This is a genomic window from Vibrio sp. PNB23_22_6 (assembly GCF_052877535.1).
Genome location: NZ_JBNFXP010000019.1, coordinates 16,301 through 32,177 on the forward strand (window position 1 = coordinate 16,301; position 15,877 = coordinate 32,177).

Genomic DNA, 15,877 nt, shown 5'->3' on the forward strand with positions numbered 1-15,877 from the left:
AAAGACATGACTAAAGAAACTCAATTGCAGGTAGAAGCAATCAAAAACGGAACGGTAATCGACCACATTCCGGCACAAATTGGTATCAAGGTTCTGAAGCTGTTCGACATGCATAATTCGTCTCAGCGTGTAACCATTGGCCTTAACTTGCCATCATCGGCACTGGGCCACAAAGATCTATTAAAGATTGAAAATATCTTCATCAATGAAGAGCAAGCGAGCAAGCTAGCACTTTATGCACCACACGCGACCGTCAACCAAATCGAAAACTACGAAGTAGTGAAGAAACTGGCACTAGAGCTTCCAGAGCGAATCAACAATGTCTTCGAGTGCCCAAACAGTAACTGTATTACTCACAACGAACCTGTCGCAAGTAGCTTCAATGTCGTCGAAAAGAAAGGCGATATCCGTCTGAAATGTAAATACTGTGAGAAAGTATTTGCACGTGAGATCGTGACAGAGCGTTAATCGCCTATCGCTTTATTACTAACAGAAAGTTGACTAATGCCCCGCCCTAGCGGGGTATTTTGATCTTTACGTGCTTCATGTTTAGAGGCACACTCAATATACCCAAGTAACGTCAAGATACTTGGGTATATTCTTTATTCCCCTATAAAACAGATGGAACAATTCACATGACGAAAGTACTTCACACTGAATCTGCACCAGCAGCAATCGGTCCTTACGTTCAAGGCGTAGATCTAGGTAACATGGTTCTAACTTCTGGCCAAATTCCAGTAAACCCAGCGACAGGTGAAGTGTCAGCTGACATCGCAGAGCAAGCACGTCAGTCTCTAGAAAATGTGAAGGCTGTAGTGGAAGCATCAGGCCTTAAAGTAACAGACATCGTTAAAATGACCGTTTTCGTTAAAGACCTAAACGACTTCGGCACAGTAAACGAAGTGTACGGTAAGTTCTTTGACGAACACGAAGTGGCAAACTACCCGGCACGTTCTTGCGTGGAAGTGGCTCGTCTACCTAAAGATGTAGGTATCGAGATTGAAGCAATCGCTGTTCGTAAATAATTGCTCGCACTTACTAAGTGACCTGCGTTCAGGATAAATAAAAAAATGGGTAGCCTAGCTACCCATTTTTTTATTTATCGTCCGTCAAACTCATGCCGCATTGCGCTGTTTTACTTCTTCATCCAGAGCTTCTAACTTCTCTTTCATCTGTTCACGACAAAGGTTCGCCAGGTCACGTACACTTTCTTTACCATAACCGTCTGTACTAATAGGTGGAAGCATCTCAACAATAACATGGCCGTTGTTCCAACGGTTGAATTTAATTCGATCCGTTGAACTACATACGATTGGAATGATTGGCACTGCTGCAGCAATTGCAGCATGGAACGCACCGGTTTTGAATGGCAGTAAGCCTCGACCACGTGAACGTGTGCCTTCTGGGAACATCCATACCGACACATCACTCTTTTTAATATTATCGACCACCTGATCGATAGTACCTTTCGCTTTCGATCGGTTCGCACGGTCAATCAAAATATTGCCGGTAAGCCAGTAAAGTTGACCAAATAGTGGCATCCATACTAGGCTCTTTTTACCAACGGTGACCACCTTTGGTGTCACTGCTGAAGAAACCGTAAACAGATCCCAATTATTTTGATGGTTAGCAATATACATATGCTGACCACGAGAATAAGCATCTTCGGGAATGCGTAGCTCTAATTTAATGCCAAATACCCGAGACATCTTGCCGAACAGTCGGCCAAAGGTATAAACATGCTTAGGGTTTCTAGGGCTCAGCAGGCAGTAACCACAACCGCCAATAAACATCACAATTGCGAAAATTGCGACAGCAAATACACGTAATAGTGCAATCATCATTGTTCTCCAGGAACCGGCTTTACGCCAAGTACAACTCGTCTTTGTTCTCTTTCCATCACATGATGGTAATGAAAACATATAAAAAAGCCGAAACCTGAGTTTCGGCTCTCTTGATGTCCACGTCACTAGCCAAGCAGTTTAACTTGCCTCGCTCACTCGCTCAATATTTGCGCCAAGTGCCGCCAGTTTATTTTCAATTTTGTCGTAACCGCGATCAATGTGGTAAATACGATCAACGATCGTTTCACCACTTGCGATACAACCAGCAATCACCAAACTTGCCGATGCTCGTAGATCCGTTGCCATAACTTGCGCGCCACTTAATGATTCTACGTCACCACAGATCACAGTGTTGCCTTCAATCTCCGCTTTCGCGCCCATTCGCATCAGTTCTGGTACGTGCATAAAACGGTTTTCAAAGATCGTTTCCGTGATCACGCCACCACCTTTCGCCATCATATTCAATAGCGTGAACTGCGCCTGCATATCGGTTGGGAAACCTGGATGCGGAGCGGTGCGGATGCTCACAGCTTTTAGCTCGCGATCCGTCATATCAACAGAAATCCAATCCTCGCCTGTCTCTACTAGAGCTCCAGCCTCTTCCAACTTCGCCAGCACAGACTCCAATAGGTGTGCATTGGTGTTGCGACAAACCACTTTACCACCAGACACCGCTGCTGCAACTAGGAAAGTACCGGTTTCGATACGGTCTGCGACGACGCTGTGCTTACCACCGCCCAGGCGCTCAACACCTTCAATCGTGATGGTATCTGTACCTGCACCTGAAATTTTCGCCCCCAAGGTGTTTAGAAAATCGGCGGTATCAATGATTTCAGGCTCACGAGCTGCGTTATCTAGTGTTGTTGTGCCTTCCGCTAATGCGGCAGCACACATAATAGTAATGGTTGCACCAACGCTGACTTTGTCCATCACAATGTGTGCGCCTTTCAGACGACCATCAACCTCTGCTTTTACGTAACCATCTTCTAGTGTGATGGTTGCACCAAGCTGTTCTAGGCCAGTGATGTGTAGGTCAACTGGACGTGCGCCAATCGCACAGCCGCCAGGCAGTGATACTTGGCCTTGACCAAAACGCGCAACAAGTGGACCAAGCGCCCAAATTGAGGCACGCATGGTTTTTACTAAATCGTAAGGCGCGCAGTATTCATTGATGCTGCTTGGATCGACATGAACAGAACCATTACGACTTACTGTTGCGCCTAGACGCTTTAGCAATTCCATGGTCGTGTCGATATCACGAAGGTGTGGCACATTTGCCACTTCTACCGGCTCTTCAGCCAAAATAGACGCAAATAAAATCGGCAGTGCTGCGTTTTTTGCACCAGAAATAGTCACTTCACCAACTAGTGGTTTGTCTGACCCAATTACTCGAAACTTTTCCATCAATAAACCTTAAAGCGACATTAACTTTTTATCACGTGCCCACTCTTCGGGAGTGAACGCTTTAATCGATAGCGCGTGAATGTCGTTACGCTGAATGTAATCCATCAGAGGACCGTAAATTAACTGCTGCTTCTTAACGCGGCTCATTCCATCGAAACAAGCATCAACAGCAACCACTTCATAGTGGCTACCTTCACCTTTTACATGCACTTCTTGAAGGTTTAGTGCTTCTTCTAGTAACTGTTGTACTTTTGCGCTATCCACAATTTACCCCTGATAATTCTGTATATGTTTGGCCACTAAAGATTCAACATTACTCAGCTGAAACAAAGTGCGCAATTGCGCAGGCACGAAACTGAGCATTATATGACAGTTTTGTTTTTTTGCATGCTCTATTAAGTGAATTAACATCACCATTCCAGCTGAGTCGATACGCTCGATCTCTTCCAACGAGCACTCGACAGCGACTTGTGAGGGCTGCCATTGTTTCGCTACCGTCCATAGTGATGGCACAGTATCTCTATCCAACGCCCCACTGAGCTTAAGTGAGCCTTGCTGTAAGTGCCACTGAGAATGAGATGCTGACATTAGTTTTTTGCCTCAAAACGAATGGGTTGCGCTGCCAAACTCTCAAGATCTTTCGCTACCGCTAAAATGCCATCTTGACGAATTTTTCCGCTCCATTCCGACTGCTTGCTCGACAGTAAACTGATGCCTTCAGCAACCATGTCGAATGCCAGCCATTCTCCTGTTTTGTTATCTTTGCGCAGTTTGAATTCAAGCGTAATGTTTGGGCGAGGCGCATCAATAATATCAACTTTAATACTAGTGATACGTTTCGACGGGTCCAGCTTTGGTTCTGGACCAAACGCGACTTGTTGATCCGTATATTGCGTCAGCACTTGTGCATATGATGTCACCAAGTAACCACGAAAAGCTTTAATGAACACCCCAACATCTTCACGCTTGGCTCCTTTAAGATTCGGGCCGAGCAGTTTCAACGCAGCATAACGTTCATTTACATAAGGCATCAGCTCTTGATCAACAATATCCTTTAACAAATTAGGGTTTTGCTGAATCTTTGGTTGCTCATTCTTCAATCGCTCAAACGTCACTTCCGCGACTTGTTTCATCATCTGGTATGGCTGCGTTTTATCCACTTCTTGGGCTGCTGCACCAAATGCCGTGAAAGCCGCTGCGAAAGAAAGCAATAATCTCGATAGCATGGGTTATTCCTTATTTGAATCGCCTGAATCGCCAATGCTGTATAGCACCTGGCCAATTAAATCTTCTAGCACCAATGCTGATTTGGTGTCTTCAATTGTATCGCCATCTACGAGCATTTCCTCATCATCAAAGACAAAGCCTGGCACTAATCCAATGTATTGCTCGCCAATCAAGCCAGAAGTCAGAATTTGCACACTGGACGTTTCTGGGAACTGATTGTATTTGCTGTTGATCGACAAACTTACTACTGGCAGCAGGTTATCTGGGTTGAGCGTAATACTGCTTACTCGACCAATAACCACGCCACCGACTTTCACTGGCGAGCGCACTTTTAAGCTACCAATATTATCGAACTCGGCTTTCAGGGTATAAGTATTGCCAGAGCCCATGCTTTTTACGTCAGCAACTTGAAAAATCATCACAAGAATCGCGCAAATTCCTGCTAATACAAAGCTGCCAACCCATAATTCAGTTTTACGTGTTTGTTGCATGACTAATTCCCAAACATCAATGCAGTCAGTACAAAGTCTAGTCCTAGTACTGCTAAAGAAGAATGCACAACTGTGCGCGTAGTAGCTCGACTGATGCCTTCCGAAGTTGGAATCGCGTCATAGCCGTTAAAAAGAGCAATCCAAGTAACAGTAAGGGCAAATACAACACATTTAATCATACTGTTGCCGATATCTTTACCAAGCTCCACCGACGATTGCATCGCTGCCCAAAAGCTGCCGTGATCAACGCCTTTCCAATCAACCCCAACTAATTCTGCGCCCCAAATACCTATCGCCATAAAAATCATAGCAAGCAGTGGCATTGAGATAACACCAGCCCAGAAACGTGGCGCAATCACTCGCTTAAGCGGATCCACGGCCATCATTTCTAAGCTTGATAACTGCTCAGTTGCCTTCATTAGGCCAATTTCAGCAGTCAGAGCAGAGCCGGCGCGCCCCGCAAACAGAAGAGCAGTAACCACTGGACCAAGCTCGCGAAGCAACGACAGCGCAACCATTTGCCCCAAACTGCCCTCTGCACCATAATCCACAAGAACAACGTACCCTTGCAGGCTCAACACCATACCGATAAACAGACCAGAAACGACAATGATCGCCAATGACTGTACCCCTACCGAGTAAAGTTGCTTGATCACTAAAGGAAGGTTTTTGATTGGCTGTGGTCGAGCCACTAACGCACCAACGAGCATCAACGTTGCGCGACCGAACGCTTCACAAATGGCCAATGTGCGTCTGCCTAGCGAAGCGACAAATTGAATAAAGCTATCGACCATCAAATAAATCCTTTTCGATACTTTGAGCTGGGTAGCGGAATGGTACAGGGCCATCAGCTTCGCCTTGTAAAAATTGCTGTACACGTGGGTCTGGATTGTCATTGAGCTCTTGTGGTGTACCGCATGCCACGATTTTTCCATCTGCAAGCAAGTAGACCCAATCAGCAATGCTCATCACCTCTGGTACATCGTGTGATACCACGATTGACGTAAGCCCCAGAGCTCGGTTCAAATTACTGATCAGTTCAACCAAGACGCCCATAGTAATTGGGTCCTGACCAACAAACGGTTCATCGTACATGATCAAGTCCGGGTCAAGCGCAATGGCTCGTGCCAATGCCGCACGCCGCGCCATCCCCCCAGACAATTCGCTCGGCATCAACTCTGCCGCACCACGAAGTCCTACGGCTTCAAGCTTGAGTAGCACCATGGTTCGAATCAACTCTTCTGGCAGTTCAGTATGTTCACGTAAAGGGAAGGCAACGTTATCAAATACGTTGAGATCCGTGAATAGTGCTCCGGATTGAAATAGCATGCTCATCTTCTTACGAGCTTGGTACAACTTCTTCCGTGAAAGAGCAGGAATATTGTCACCATCAAACCAGATCTCTCCTTGCTCTGGATACAACTGACCACCAATCAGGCGTAGCAGCGTCGTTTTACCGATTCCCGATGGCCCCATAATGGCCGTCACTTTCCCCTCTGGTACGCGCAAATCAATGCCGTCAAAGATCGTGCGATCTCCACGTGAGAAAGTGAGATTATTTAAGGTAACTAAATCGTTGTGCGACATATCATCTTCTTCTACTATTTGTAAGTAATCACTTACAAAATCGCCAGGTAAATTCGTCTTTCAGTCAGTAGCCCGTTGTGGATTCCCAGTACTTAGCTAAATAACTCTGAGGGGCTCACCACGCTCATCGTTATTTAGAATGAATTGAAAACCGTGACAGACGATGAATACAGTATATTGACGTCACTTGGGTATATTTAGCTGCAATCATAAGCACATTGAACTTGAATTAAAAGCACTGTTCAATTAAATCACATCGGCTAGACTTCACTATTCCCTTATAAACAAAGTGAAGCAACGATAGGCGACTAAATTTCGGCAACGACCTCATTGCAGTAATAAACAACATACAGGCTAAATGCAATTTCGTTACCAACCTTTAATTTATTTGTTGTTTATCTTCCATTTTTGCCTGCAAAAGGTCAAAATTAGCGGTTACTCATTTCAATTATTCACTACTTAGGAATCATCATGCTCGAAACCGTAGCGTTGCTCATCGTCGGTCTTGTATTACTTGTTTGGAGTGCCGATAAACTTGTTTTTGGCTCTGCTGCTCTTGCTCGTAACGTTGGTATATCGCCTTTGGTCATCGGTATGACTATTCTTGCCATGGGCTCGTCTGCACCTGAAATGATGGTGTCCGCCACGGCCGCATGGGAAGGAAAAACTGACACGGCTGTCGGTAATGTACTAGGCTCGAACATTGCTAACATCGCATTAATCCTAGGTATCACCGCACTAATTAAACCACTATCAATCAGCTCGGCAGTGATTCGCCGTGAGCTTCCTCTCATGATAGCGGTTACCGTTTTAGCTGGCATTTTGCTTTGGGATAACCACTTAGGTTTCTACGAGGGTGTGCTGCTGTTTGTTCTATTTGGTGGATTCCTTTACGCCATGTTGCAGATCAGCCGTAAAGAACAAAAAGCGGGTGACGTATTAATTGAAGAGCAAGAAGCCGAAATTCCAGAAGGCGTGAGCAATCCAAAAGCGATTATGTGGGTGGTTATCGGCCTGATTCTGCTGCCTATCGCTGCCAGCATGTTGGTTGATAATGCCGTTATCATCGCGAAATTTTTCGGCATGAGTGACCTTGTGATTGGTCTTACGATCATCGCGGTGGGTACGAGCTTACCTGAACTTGCAGCGTCATTGGCTGGCGTTTTAAAAGGCGAAGATGACATGGCTGTCGGCAATATCATCGGCTCAAACGTATTTAATATCTTGGCCGTAATGGGACTTCCAGGCATTATCAACCCATCGGTGCTAAGTGAGTACGCTATGGGGCGCGACTTCTGGGTTATGTTGGGTGTTTCTCTGCTTTTGGTTGCGATGTGCTTGGGTAAATCTCGTAGCATTAACCGAATTGAAGGCAGCATTTTAGTCGTATGTTTCTTGGGTTACCAAGGCTATCTACTAATGAACATGGCCGCTTAATAACATAATAATTAAAGACCAATTGGAGCCCTGAGATGTCTAATCAATTTGATTTTCGCGCTGCTGCAAAACAAGTTCTTGATATCGAAATAGCTGGTTTACAACAGCTGAGCCAGTACTTTAATGCGCAATTTGAACAAGCCTGCGAATTGATTCTATCCAACAGCGGTAAAGTTGTTGTGATGGGGATGGGCAAGTCAGGCCATGTTGGCAACAAAATTGCTGCAACGCTCGCAAGCACTGGTACATCGGCGTTTTTCGTTCATCCAGGCGAAGCCGCTCATGGTGACCTTGGAATGATCAGCGCTGGTGATATTGTTATCGCGATATCTAATTCTGGTGAGTCACATGAGATTTTGTCTCTATTTCCCGTATTAAAACGCCTCAATATCAAAATCATTAGCATGACTGGTAAGCCTGATTCCAACATGGCTAAACTGTCTGATCTGCACCTGCAAATCACGGTGCCAAAGGAAGCTTGCCCACTTGGACTCGCACCAACGACAAGTACCACCGCTACCTTAGTGATGGGGGATGCGCTAGCTGTAGCTCTACTTCAAGCTCGTGGTTTCTCAGCTGAAGACTTCGCACTGTCACACCCTGGCGGCACTTTAGGGAGAAAACTGCTGCTTAAGCTGTCTGATATTATGCACTTTGGCAACAAACTGCCCAAAGTGGCTCCCGATGCGCTGATTCGCGATGCGCTTCTTGAGATTTCAGAGAAAGGATTGGGCATGACCGCAATCGTCGATGAACACGATGCTATGCTTGGTATATTCACCGATGGTGATTTACGCCGAACATTGGACAAACGAATTGATATCCACACAACGGCGATCGGAGAGGTGATGACACAAAACCCAACCGTCGCACACCCAGATATGCTGGCCGTTGAGGGATTAAATTTAATGCAAGATAAAAACATCAACGCACTGCTTTTGTGTGACAACAACAAGATTGTTGGTGCTTTAAATATGCATGACTTATTGAAAGCTGGCGTGATGTAATATCCGTCATACAGCAAACTTAAATGATCTATTTATCAGATTAAGGCAATGGTCAGGGAAGTACTGAGCTAAGATAAAGGCCTTTATTTTATGAGTTTTACTCGCCTTATATACTTGCTCTTGCTCTTCGTTGTCGCTTGGTGTGGCTATTATTTGCTCACTCCAAAAGGCCATGAAGGTATGCAAGTAGCACCCGATTTAGAACTGCCCATGTTCAGTGGTACTGGACTGGAAAATATTACTTATGGTGAAGATGGTGTCCGCAGTTACATCATTCGCTCCACGAATTTGGATCACTATGCCAAAAGTGGTGACACGATTTTCAACCAACCAACCTTGTTGGTTTACCGAGAAGGGAATGTCATCGAGTGGAAGGTGACTGCGACAAAAGCAGTACTAGATGAAGACCAGATCTTGACGCTATATGACGAGGTCTTAATGAAAAATCTATTACCAGGTGCCAGTTTTGATACCATGGTAACGGACAAACTGGTCATCAATCTAACCAATCGTGATTTTAAAGCCGATCAACAAGTGATGTTGGTTGGACCTCAATTTGAAACTACTGGAGGCGCAATGCAAGGTAACTTGAAAAAGCATATCGCGACTCTAACAGATGAAGTTCAAGGTCGATATGAAACCGTTACACCTTAGCCTATTGGCGCTGATTTTAGCTGCGCCGCAAGCGTTAGCATTAAAATCGGACACTCAACAACCGGTTTACATTAACTCTAACACCCAACTGGTGGACATGAAGAGTAATCAGGTGACTTTTGAAGGCAATGTCTCTCTTAAGCAAGGTAGTATTAATATTGATGCGAATAAAATCGTCGTAACTCGCGATGCAAAAACGCAGTCAATTAAACAGATTCAGGCTTTTGGCAAACCAGCCACCTTCTCTCAGCTAATGGATGATGGCAAAACTTTAAGCGGTCAAGCCGAAGAGTTAGATTACCGCATCTCTACTGACGAACTGACAATGAAGGGCCAAGCGCAACTCGCTCAAGATGGTAACACCATCAATGGCGCCTCAATCCGTTACCAAATTGGCAAACAGAAATTGGTTGCTGATAGCTCAAAAAACGAGCGCGTGACCACCATTTTGCAACCTAATCAGATCGAGAAGTAATATGGCGGTACTAAGCGCAAAAAACTTGGCAAAAAGCTACAAAAAGCGCAAAGTGGTTACTGATGTAAGCTTAGAGGTTGAGTCCGGTCAGATCGTAGGACTTTTAGGCCCTAACGGGGCAGGTAAAACCACATCCTTCTATATGATCGTAGGTCTTGTACCCCGTGACGAAGGCACTATTACTATTGATGATCAAGATATTAGTATTTTGCCAATGCACAGTCGTTCTCGTATGGGTATCGGCTATCTGCCACAAGAGGCGTCTATCTTCCGTAAACTCTCAGTAGAAGACAACATCATGGCTGTACTAGAGACGCGCCAAGAACTCACACATGAAGAACGCCAAGATAAGCTAGAAGATTTATTGGAAGAGTTCCACATACAGCACATACGAACCAGTGCGGGTATGGCACTATCTGGTGGTGAGCGTCGACGTGTCGAAATCGCGCGCGCTCTAGCCGCAAATCCACAATTCATTCTGTTGGATGAACCGTTTGCGGGTGTAGACCCGATTTCTGTAAACGATATCAAAAAGATCATCGAACACCTGCGTGATCGTGGCCTTGGTGTGCTAATCACCGACCACAATGTTCGTGAAACCCTAGACGTCTGTGAAAAAGCTTACATTGTCAGTCAAGGACACCTCATTGCTTCAGGAACTCCGGATGAAGTTCTCAATAATGAGCAAGTGAAACAAGTTTATCTCGGCGAACAATTCCGTCTATGATTACATTAGGAACGGTAAGATTCTGAGCATTACAAGGTAAGTAACACTGAATGAAACCTTCATTACAACTCAAGCTAGGTCAACAGTTAGCCATGACGCCACAGCTGCAACAAGCCATTCGTTTGTTGCAACTGTCTACACTCGATCTTCAACAAGAAATTCAAGATGCACTGGATTCCAACCCTCTGCTGGAAGTTGAAGAAGGTCAAGAAGAACCTCTAGCCAATGGTGAAGACAAATCCGGACTGAATACGTCTGACGACAGTGCGAGCGATACCTCTGAAACAGATCTTCCAGACAGCTCTGACATCATCGAAAAGTCAGAAATCAGCTCAGAGCTGGAAATCGATACGACTTGGGATGATGTCTACAGTGCGAACACTGGCAGTACTGGCCTAGCTCTTGATGACGACATGCCGATTTACCAAGGTGAAACCACTGAGTCTCTACACGATTACTTAATGTGGCAACTGGATCTTACCCCCTTTAGTGAAACTGACCGAACGATTGCTCTTACCATTATCGATGCTATTGACGATTACGGCTACCTTACGCTTTCTCCGGAAGAAATTCACGAGAGCTTTGATAACGAAGAAATTGAGCTCGATGAAATCGAAGCCGTTCGCAAGCGAATTCAACAATTTGATCCTCTTGGTGTTGCATCAAGCAACCTACAAGAGTGCTTATTGCTGCAATTGGCCACTTTTCCTGAAGATACCCCATGGTTAGCCGAAGCGAAGATGGTACTTGCCGATCACATCGACCAGCTAGGCAATCGTGATTACAAACTCGTTATCAAAGAAAGTAAGCTGAAAGAAACCGAGTTACGTGAAGTGTTGAAGTTAATTCAGCAACTTGATCCTCGCCCTGGCAGTCGCATTACCTCTGATGAGACCGAGTACGTCATTCCTGATGTCTCTGTCTTTAAAGAGCATGGCAAATGGACAGTTTCGATTAACCCTGACAGCATGCCAAAATTGAAGGTAAATCAACAATATGCACAGCTAAGCAAAGGCAGTAGCGCAGATAGCCAGTATATTCGCAGCAATTTGCAAGAGGCAAAGTGGTTAATAAAGAGTCTAGAAAGCAGAAACGAGACACTTCTCAAAGTTGCACGATGTATTGTTGAACATCAGCAAGATTTCTTCGAGTATGGTGAAGAAGCCATGAAGCCAATGGTATTAAACGATGTTGCTTTGGCGGTAGAAATGCATGAATCCACAATTTCTCGTGTTACCACACAGAAGTTCATGCACACACCACGTGGCATATTTGAATTGAAGTACTTCTTCTCCAGTCATGTCAGTACTGACAATGGGGGAGAATGTTCGTCCACAGCAATTCGTGCTCTCATCAAGAAACTGGTCGCAGCGGAGAATACTGCCAAACCACTTAGTGACAGCAAGATTGCTACTCTTCTGGCTGATCAAGGGATTCAAGTCGCAAGACGAACCATAGCGAAATATCGCGAATCCTTGGGTATTGCCCCTTCAAGTCAGCGTAAACGCCTACTTTAAGGCACCAACTGAAAAGGAAAGTCTATGCTAATCAATATTCAAGGCCATCACGTTGATCTTACCGATTCAATGCAAGACTATGTTCAAACAAAGTTTCAGAAGCTCGAAAGGTTCTTCGACCATATCAATCAAGTTCACGTTGTACTAAAAGTTGAAAAACTTCAGCAAATCGCGGAAGCTACGCTCCACGTAAATCAGGGCGAAATCCATGCGTCAGCCGATGACGAAAATATGTATGCAGCGATTGACTCGCTGGTGGATAAGTTAGTTCGCCAACTTAACAAGCACAAAGAAAAATTAAACAGTCATTAATCATGCAACTTAGCGAGATACTGTCATTGGACTGCACGAAAAGTGCAGTCCATTGTACGAGTAAAAAACGTGCCCTGGAAATGATCAGCCAAATCGTGGCTGAAAGTACGGGTCAAGATTCAACAGAGCTGTTTGAGTGTATGCTAAACAGAGAAAAAATGGGCAGTACAGGTATCGGTAACGGTATCGCTATTCCTCATGCCAGAATGCCATCCAGCGACAAAGCCATCGCCGTGCTACTACAATGTGACGAAGCGATTGAATTTGATGCTATCGACAACCGTCCCGTCGATCTTCTTTTCGCTCTTCTCGTACCAGAAGAGCAATGCAAAGAGCACCTCAAGACTTTATCCTCCATGGCAGAGCGTCTGAGCAACAAGCAAGTGTTAAAAATGCTGCGCAATGCTCAGAGTGATGAAGAACTCTACGACATTATGATTCATCAGTAATCAAGGCGATCATCATGCGATTAATCGTAGTCAGTGGGCACTCTGGTGCTGGTAAAAGTGTTGCCCTGCGTGTACTTGAGGATATGGGTTATTACTGCGTAGACAATCTACCGGTTAATTTGCTTGATGCATTTGTTCAGTCCACTGCCGGCAGTAAACAAAACGTCGCTGTAAGTATTGATATCCGTAATATCCCTAAGAAACTCAAAGAACTAAACGCAACGTTAGAAAAGCTCAAAGCGGAACTCGACGTGACGGTGCTGTTCTTAGATGCAAACAAAGAAACGTTACTCAAACGCTACAGCGAAACACGCCGGATTCACCCACTTTCACTTGACGGTCAATCCCTCTCTTTGGATCAGGCGATCGAGCTTGAGCAGAACATTTTGATGCCACTAAAAGCCCATGCCGATCTCGTGCTCAATAGCAGCGGTCAATCGCTGCATGACTTGAGCGAGACCGTGCGTATGCGTGTTGAAGGGCGTGAACGCAAAGACCTCGTCATGGTGTTTGAGTCATTTGGCTTCAAATTTGGTCTACCATCAGATGCGGATTACGTATTTGACGTTCGCTTTTTACCAAACCCGCACTGGGAACCTGCACTGCGTCCATTTACAGGATTAGATGCCCCTATTGCTGCCTTTTTAGAACAACATCAACCGGTTCTTGAGCTCAAAAAGCAAATTGAAAGTTTTATTGAGACATGGTTACCGATGTTAGAGAAAAACAACCGCAGCTACCTAACGGTTGCGATTGGCTGTACAGGGGGTAAACATCGCTCGGTATATCTAACACAAAAAATTGGTGAATACTTCGCAGAAAAAGGGCATCAAGTGCAAATTCGCCACACTTCATTGGAAAAAAACGTTAAGGAATAACGGTGGAATTAAGTCGTAAAGTATTGATCCAAAATCGCTTAGGCTTACATGCTCGCGCAGCCATTAAGTTAGTTGAACTGGCACAAAGTTTTGATGCCGTCGTTACTATCAACAACGAAGAGGATACAACGGCGACCGCAGACAGCGTGATGGGCCTGCTAATGCTCGAATCCGCTCAAGGACAATATGTTACTATCCACGCCACTGGCGAACAGTCAGAGCAAGCCCTCAATGCAGTTTGTCACCTGATCGAAGACAAATTTGAAGAAAGCGAGTGATTCACTCGCTTTGCTCACATCTGCACACATCCCTTCTCATCCCTAGCCTCCCATCAACAAATAATTTTGTCTACTTTCATAAGTTGTTATTAAAAGGTGCCTAGAATTAAGATACTATTCAACGCATTGTAAATATCAGGAATTGGGAGGAATGAATGGCAGAGCAAATAGAATTCGACCAAGCTCACCAAGCCCTCCAAGAAGTCACAGAAGCACTAGAGAATGGCCGCTTCGTCCATGTTCGTCGTCAACTACAGGACATGGAACCTGAGGATATCGCGCACCTTTTAGAAGCATCTCCGCGTAAAAGTCGTGAAGTACTATGGCAGCTGACCGATCCGGAAGACTACGGTGAGATCCTCGATGAACTGAACGAAGACGTAAAAGACAGTCTGGTGTCAAAAATGGCCCCTGAAGCGCTGGCAGAAGCGACAGAAGGCATGGACACCGATGACGTGGCTTACGTACTACGGAGCTTGCCAGATACGCTATCGCGTGAAGTCCTATCACAAATGGACTCTGACGACCGCCTACGCGTCGAGACCGCCCTATCCTACCCTGAGGATTCCGCTGGCGGATTGATGAATACCGATGTCATCACCATTCGTGGTGACGTCGACGTCGACGTCGTCCTGCGTTACTTGCGCATGAAAGGCGAACTGCCTGAAGCAACCGACGCGCTTTACGTCATTGACGATGAGAACAAGCTGATCGGTGAACTGCCAATCACCACACTGATCACCACTCAACCTGATGTAAAAGTCAGAGATGTGATGGAAGATGTAGACGACGCCATCACGGTAGACACCAGTGACTCTGATGTGGCAAGCCTATTTGAACGTCGTAACTGGGTTTCAGCGCCAGTCGTGGATGAAAATCAGCACCTCGTTGGCCGTATCACCATCGATGACGTGGTCGACGTTATTCGAGAAGACGCAGAACACTCAATGATGAGTATGGCGGGTATGGATGACGACGAAGATACCTTCGCCCCAGTGTTTAAATCGGCACGTAAACGTAGTGTCTGGTTAGGCGCCAACGTGCTTGCCGCACTGGCAGCGGCATCCGTGTCGAACATGTTCGAAGCCACGCTCGATCAAATGGCCGCAATCGCTGTCTTAATGACCATTGTGCCATCGATGGGCGGTGTTGCGGGGAACCAAACGGTTGCACTGGTCATTCGTGGCCTTGCACTTGGCCATATCGGTGACGCCAACAAACGCGAACTATTGATGAAAGAAGCCGCCATCGGCTTACTCAATGGCATCATGTGGGCACTGATCATCGGTGGTATCGTTATCGTGTGGAAAGGTAACTGGATGCTCGGTGGTATTATCTCAGCCGCCATGTTAACCAACTTGCTGGTCGCAGGTATTGCTGGGGTAAGTATTCCTATTTTGCTTAAGAAGATGAACATCGATCCAGCACTAGCGGGAGGGATGGCATTAACCACGGTCACCGATGTGATCGGTTTGTCCGTCTTCCTTGGCCTGGCAACCCTAGCGATCTGACTCAGGGCTAGGACGCTTAAAAACAAAAAAAAGCCTGATGAACACATCAGGCTTTTTCACATCTATTGGCTAGAAAAGC

The 15,877-nt window shown here is 45.6% G+C and carries 21 protein-coding genes; 13 read left to right on the forward strand and 8 right to left on the reverse strand.

Annotated features, from left to right (window positions below; genetic code table 11):
* Window positions 1-6: 6 nt before the first annotated feature.
* Both pyrI and ACVA54_RS14580 read left to right on the forward strand, forming a co-directional pair.
* On the forward strand, window positions 7-468 hold the full coding sequence (gene pyrI, locus ACVA54_RS14575) for an aspartate carbamoyltransferase regulatory subunit (protein ID WP_099080157.1): 462 nt from the start codon (window positions 7-9) through the stop codon (window positions 466-468).
* 167 nt (window positions 469-635) lie between these two features.
* Window positions 636-1,025: a RidA family protein gene (locus ACVA54_RS14580; protein ID WP_005432832.1), complete on the forward strand. Its 390-nt coding sequence runs from the start codon at window positions 636-638 to the stop codon at window positions 1,023-1,025.
* Window positions 1,026-1,115: 90 nt separating this feature from the next.
* Here ACVA54_RS14580 and ACVA54_RS14585 read toward each other — a convergent pair whose 3' ends face one another.
* From ACVA54_RS14585 to mlaF, 8 genes are all read right to left on the reverse strand, one after another.
* Window positions 1,116-1,841: a 1-acylglycerol-3-phosphate O-acyltransferase gene (locus ACVA54_RS14585; RefSeq protein WP_099080156.1), complete on the reverse strand. Its 726-nt coding sequence runs from the start codon at window positions 1,839-1,841 to the stop codon at window positions 1,116-1,118.
* Between the two features lie 141 nt (window positions 1,842-1,982).
* Window positions 1,983-3,248, reverse strand: a complete 1,266-nt coding sequence (gene murA, locus ACVA54_RS14590) for a UDP-N-acetylglucosamine 1-carboxyvinyltransferase (RefSeq protein WP_099080155.1) — start codon at window positions 3,246-3,248, stop codon at window positions 1,983-1,985.
* A gap of 9 nt (window positions 3,249-3,257) precedes the next feature.
* Window positions 3,258-3,512 carry a BolA family iron metabolism protein IbaG gene (gene ibaG / locus ACVA54_RS14595; protein WP_005432865.1) on the reverse strand — a complete coding sequence of 85 codons (255 nt, stop codon included), beginning with the start codon at window positions 3,510-3,512 and terminating at the stop codon, window positions 3,258-3,260.
* A gap of 3 nt (window positions 3,513-3,515) precedes the next feature.
* Window positions 3,516-3,836, reverse strand: coding sequence for an STAS domain-containing protein (locus ACVA54_RS14600; protein WP_099080154.1), 321 nt, complete (start codon window positions 3,834-3,836; stop codon window positions 3,516-3,518).
* The gene (gene mlaC, locus ACVA54_RS14605) at window positions 3,836-4,474 is read right to left on the reverse strand and encodes a phospholipid-binding protein MlaC (protein WP_099080153.1); all 639 of its coding nucleotides are present in this window, start codon (window positions 4,472-4,474) and stop codon (window positions 3,836-3,838) included. Before mlaC ends, ACVA54_RS14600 begins: the two co-directional genes overlap by 1 nt.
* Window positions 4,475-4,477: 3 nt before the next feature.
* The gene (gene mlaD / locus ACVA54_RS14610; protein ID WP_099080152.1) at window positions 4,478-4,966 is read right to left on the reverse strand and encodes an outer membrane lipid asymmetry maintenance protein MlaD; all 489 of its coding nucleotides are present in this window, start codon (window positions 4,964-4,966) and stop codon (window positions 4,478-4,480) included.
* A 2-nt stretch (window positions 4,967-4,968) separates the two neighbouring features.
* Window positions 4,969-5,760: a lipid asymmetry maintenance ABC transporter permease subunit MlaE gene (mlaE, locus tag ACVA54_RS14615; RefSeq protein WP_099080151.1), complete on the reverse strand. Its 792-nt coding sequence runs from the start codon at window positions 5,758-5,760 to the stop codon at window positions 4,969-4,971.
* Window positions 5,750-6,553: a phospholipid ABC transporter ATP-binding protein MlaF gene (gene mlaF, locus ACVA54_RS14620; RefSeq protein WP_099080150.1), complete on the reverse strand. Its 804-nt coding sequence runs from the start codon at window positions 6,551-6,553 to the stop codon at window positions 5,750-5,752. The genes mlaE and mlaF overlap by 11 nt, the downstream gene beginning before the upstream one ends.
* A gap of 471 nt (window positions 6,554-7,024) precedes the next feature.
* Between mlaF and ACVA54_RS14625 the strand changes: the two genes are divergently transcribed.
* The 11 genes from ACVA54_RS14625 to mgtE all read left to right on the forward strand — a co-directional run bounded on the left by ACVA54_RS14625 (window position 7,025) and on the right by mgtE (window position 15,798).
* Complete coding sequence (locus tag ACVA54_RS14625; protein ID WP_099080149.1) at window positions 7,025-7,990, forward strand: calcium/sodium antiporter; 966 nt, start codon at window positions 7,025-7,027, stop codon at window positions 7,988-7,990.
* 35 nt (window positions 7,991-8,025) lie between these two features.
* Window positions 8,026-8,997: an arabinose-5-phosphate isomerase KdsD gene (gene kdsD / locus ACVA54_RS14630; protein WP_119464556.1), complete on the forward strand. Its 972-nt coding sequence runs from the start codon at window positions 8,026-8,028 to the stop codon at window positions 8,995-8,997.
* Between the two features lie 90 nt (window positions 8,998-9,087).
* Window positions 9,088-9,651 (forward strand): LPS export ABC transporter periplasmic protein LptC, encoded by a 564-nt coding sequence (gene lptC / locus ACVA54_RS14635; protein ID WP_099080147.1) that lies wholly within the window; start codon window positions 9,088-9,090, stop codon window positions 9,649-9,651.
* Window positions 9,632-10,126 carry a lipopolysaccharide transport periplasmic protein LptA gene (gene lptA, locus ACVA54_RS14640; RefSeq protein WP_099080189.1) on the forward strand — a complete coding sequence of 165 codons (495 nt, stop codon included), beginning with the start codon at window positions 9,632-9,634 and terminating at the stop codon, window positions 10,124-10,126. Before lptC ends, lptA begins: the two co-directional genes overlap by 20 nt.
* Window position 10,127: 1 nt before the next feature.
* On the forward strand, window positions 10,128-10,853 hold the full coding sequence (gene lptB / locus ACVA54_RS14645; RefSeq protein WP_099080146.1) for an LPS export ABC transporter ATP-binding protein: 726 nt from the start codon (window positions 10,128-10,130) through the stop codon (window positions 10,851-10,853).
* Window positions 10,854-10,903: 50 nt separating this feature from the next.
* Window positions 10,904-12,370 carry an RNA polymerase factor sigma-54 gene (locus tag ACVA54_RS14650; RefSeq protein WP_099080145.1) on the forward strand — a complete coding sequence of 489 codons (1,467 nt, stop codon included), beginning with the start codon at window positions 10,904-10,906 and terminating at the stop codon, window positions 12,368-12,370.
* Window positions 12,371-12,394: 24 nt separating this feature from the next.
* Window positions 12,395-12,682, forward strand: coding sequence for a ribosome hibernation promoting factor (gene hpf / locus ACVA54_RS14655; RefSeq protein WP_099080144.1), 288 nt, complete (start codon window positions 12,395-12,397; stop codon window positions 12,680-12,682).
* A gap of 2 nt (window positions 12,683-12,684) precedes the next feature.
* Complete coding sequence (ptsN, locus tag ACVA54_RS14660; protein WP_099080143.1) at window positions 12,685-13,131, forward strand: PTS IIA-like nitrogen regulatory protein PtsN; 447 nt, start codon at window positions 12,685-12,687, stop codon at window positions 13,129-13,131.
* Window positions 13,132-13,145: 14 nt separating this feature from the next.
* A complete protein-coding gene (gene rapZ / locus ACVA54_RS14665) occupies window positions 13,146-14,009 on the forward strand; it encodes an RNase adapter RapZ (protein ID WP_099080142.1) in 864 nt (287 codons plus the stop codon).
* 2 nt (window positions 14,010-14,011) lie between these two features.
* Window positions 14,012-14,287 (forward strand): HPr family phosphocarrier protein, encoded by a 276-nt coding sequence (locus ACVA54_RS14670; protein ID WP_099080141.1) that lies wholly within the window; start codon window positions 14,012-14,014, stop codon window positions 14,285-14,287.
* A 155-nt stretch (window positions 14,288-14,442) separates the two neighbouring features.
* Complete coding sequence (gene mgtE / locus ACVA54_RS14675) at window positions 14,443-15,798, forward strand: magnesium transporter (RefSeq protein ID WP_446620056.1); 1,356 nt, start codon at window positions 14,443-14,445, stop codon at window positions 15,796-15,798.
* Window positions 15,799-15,877: the final 79 nt, after the last annotated feature.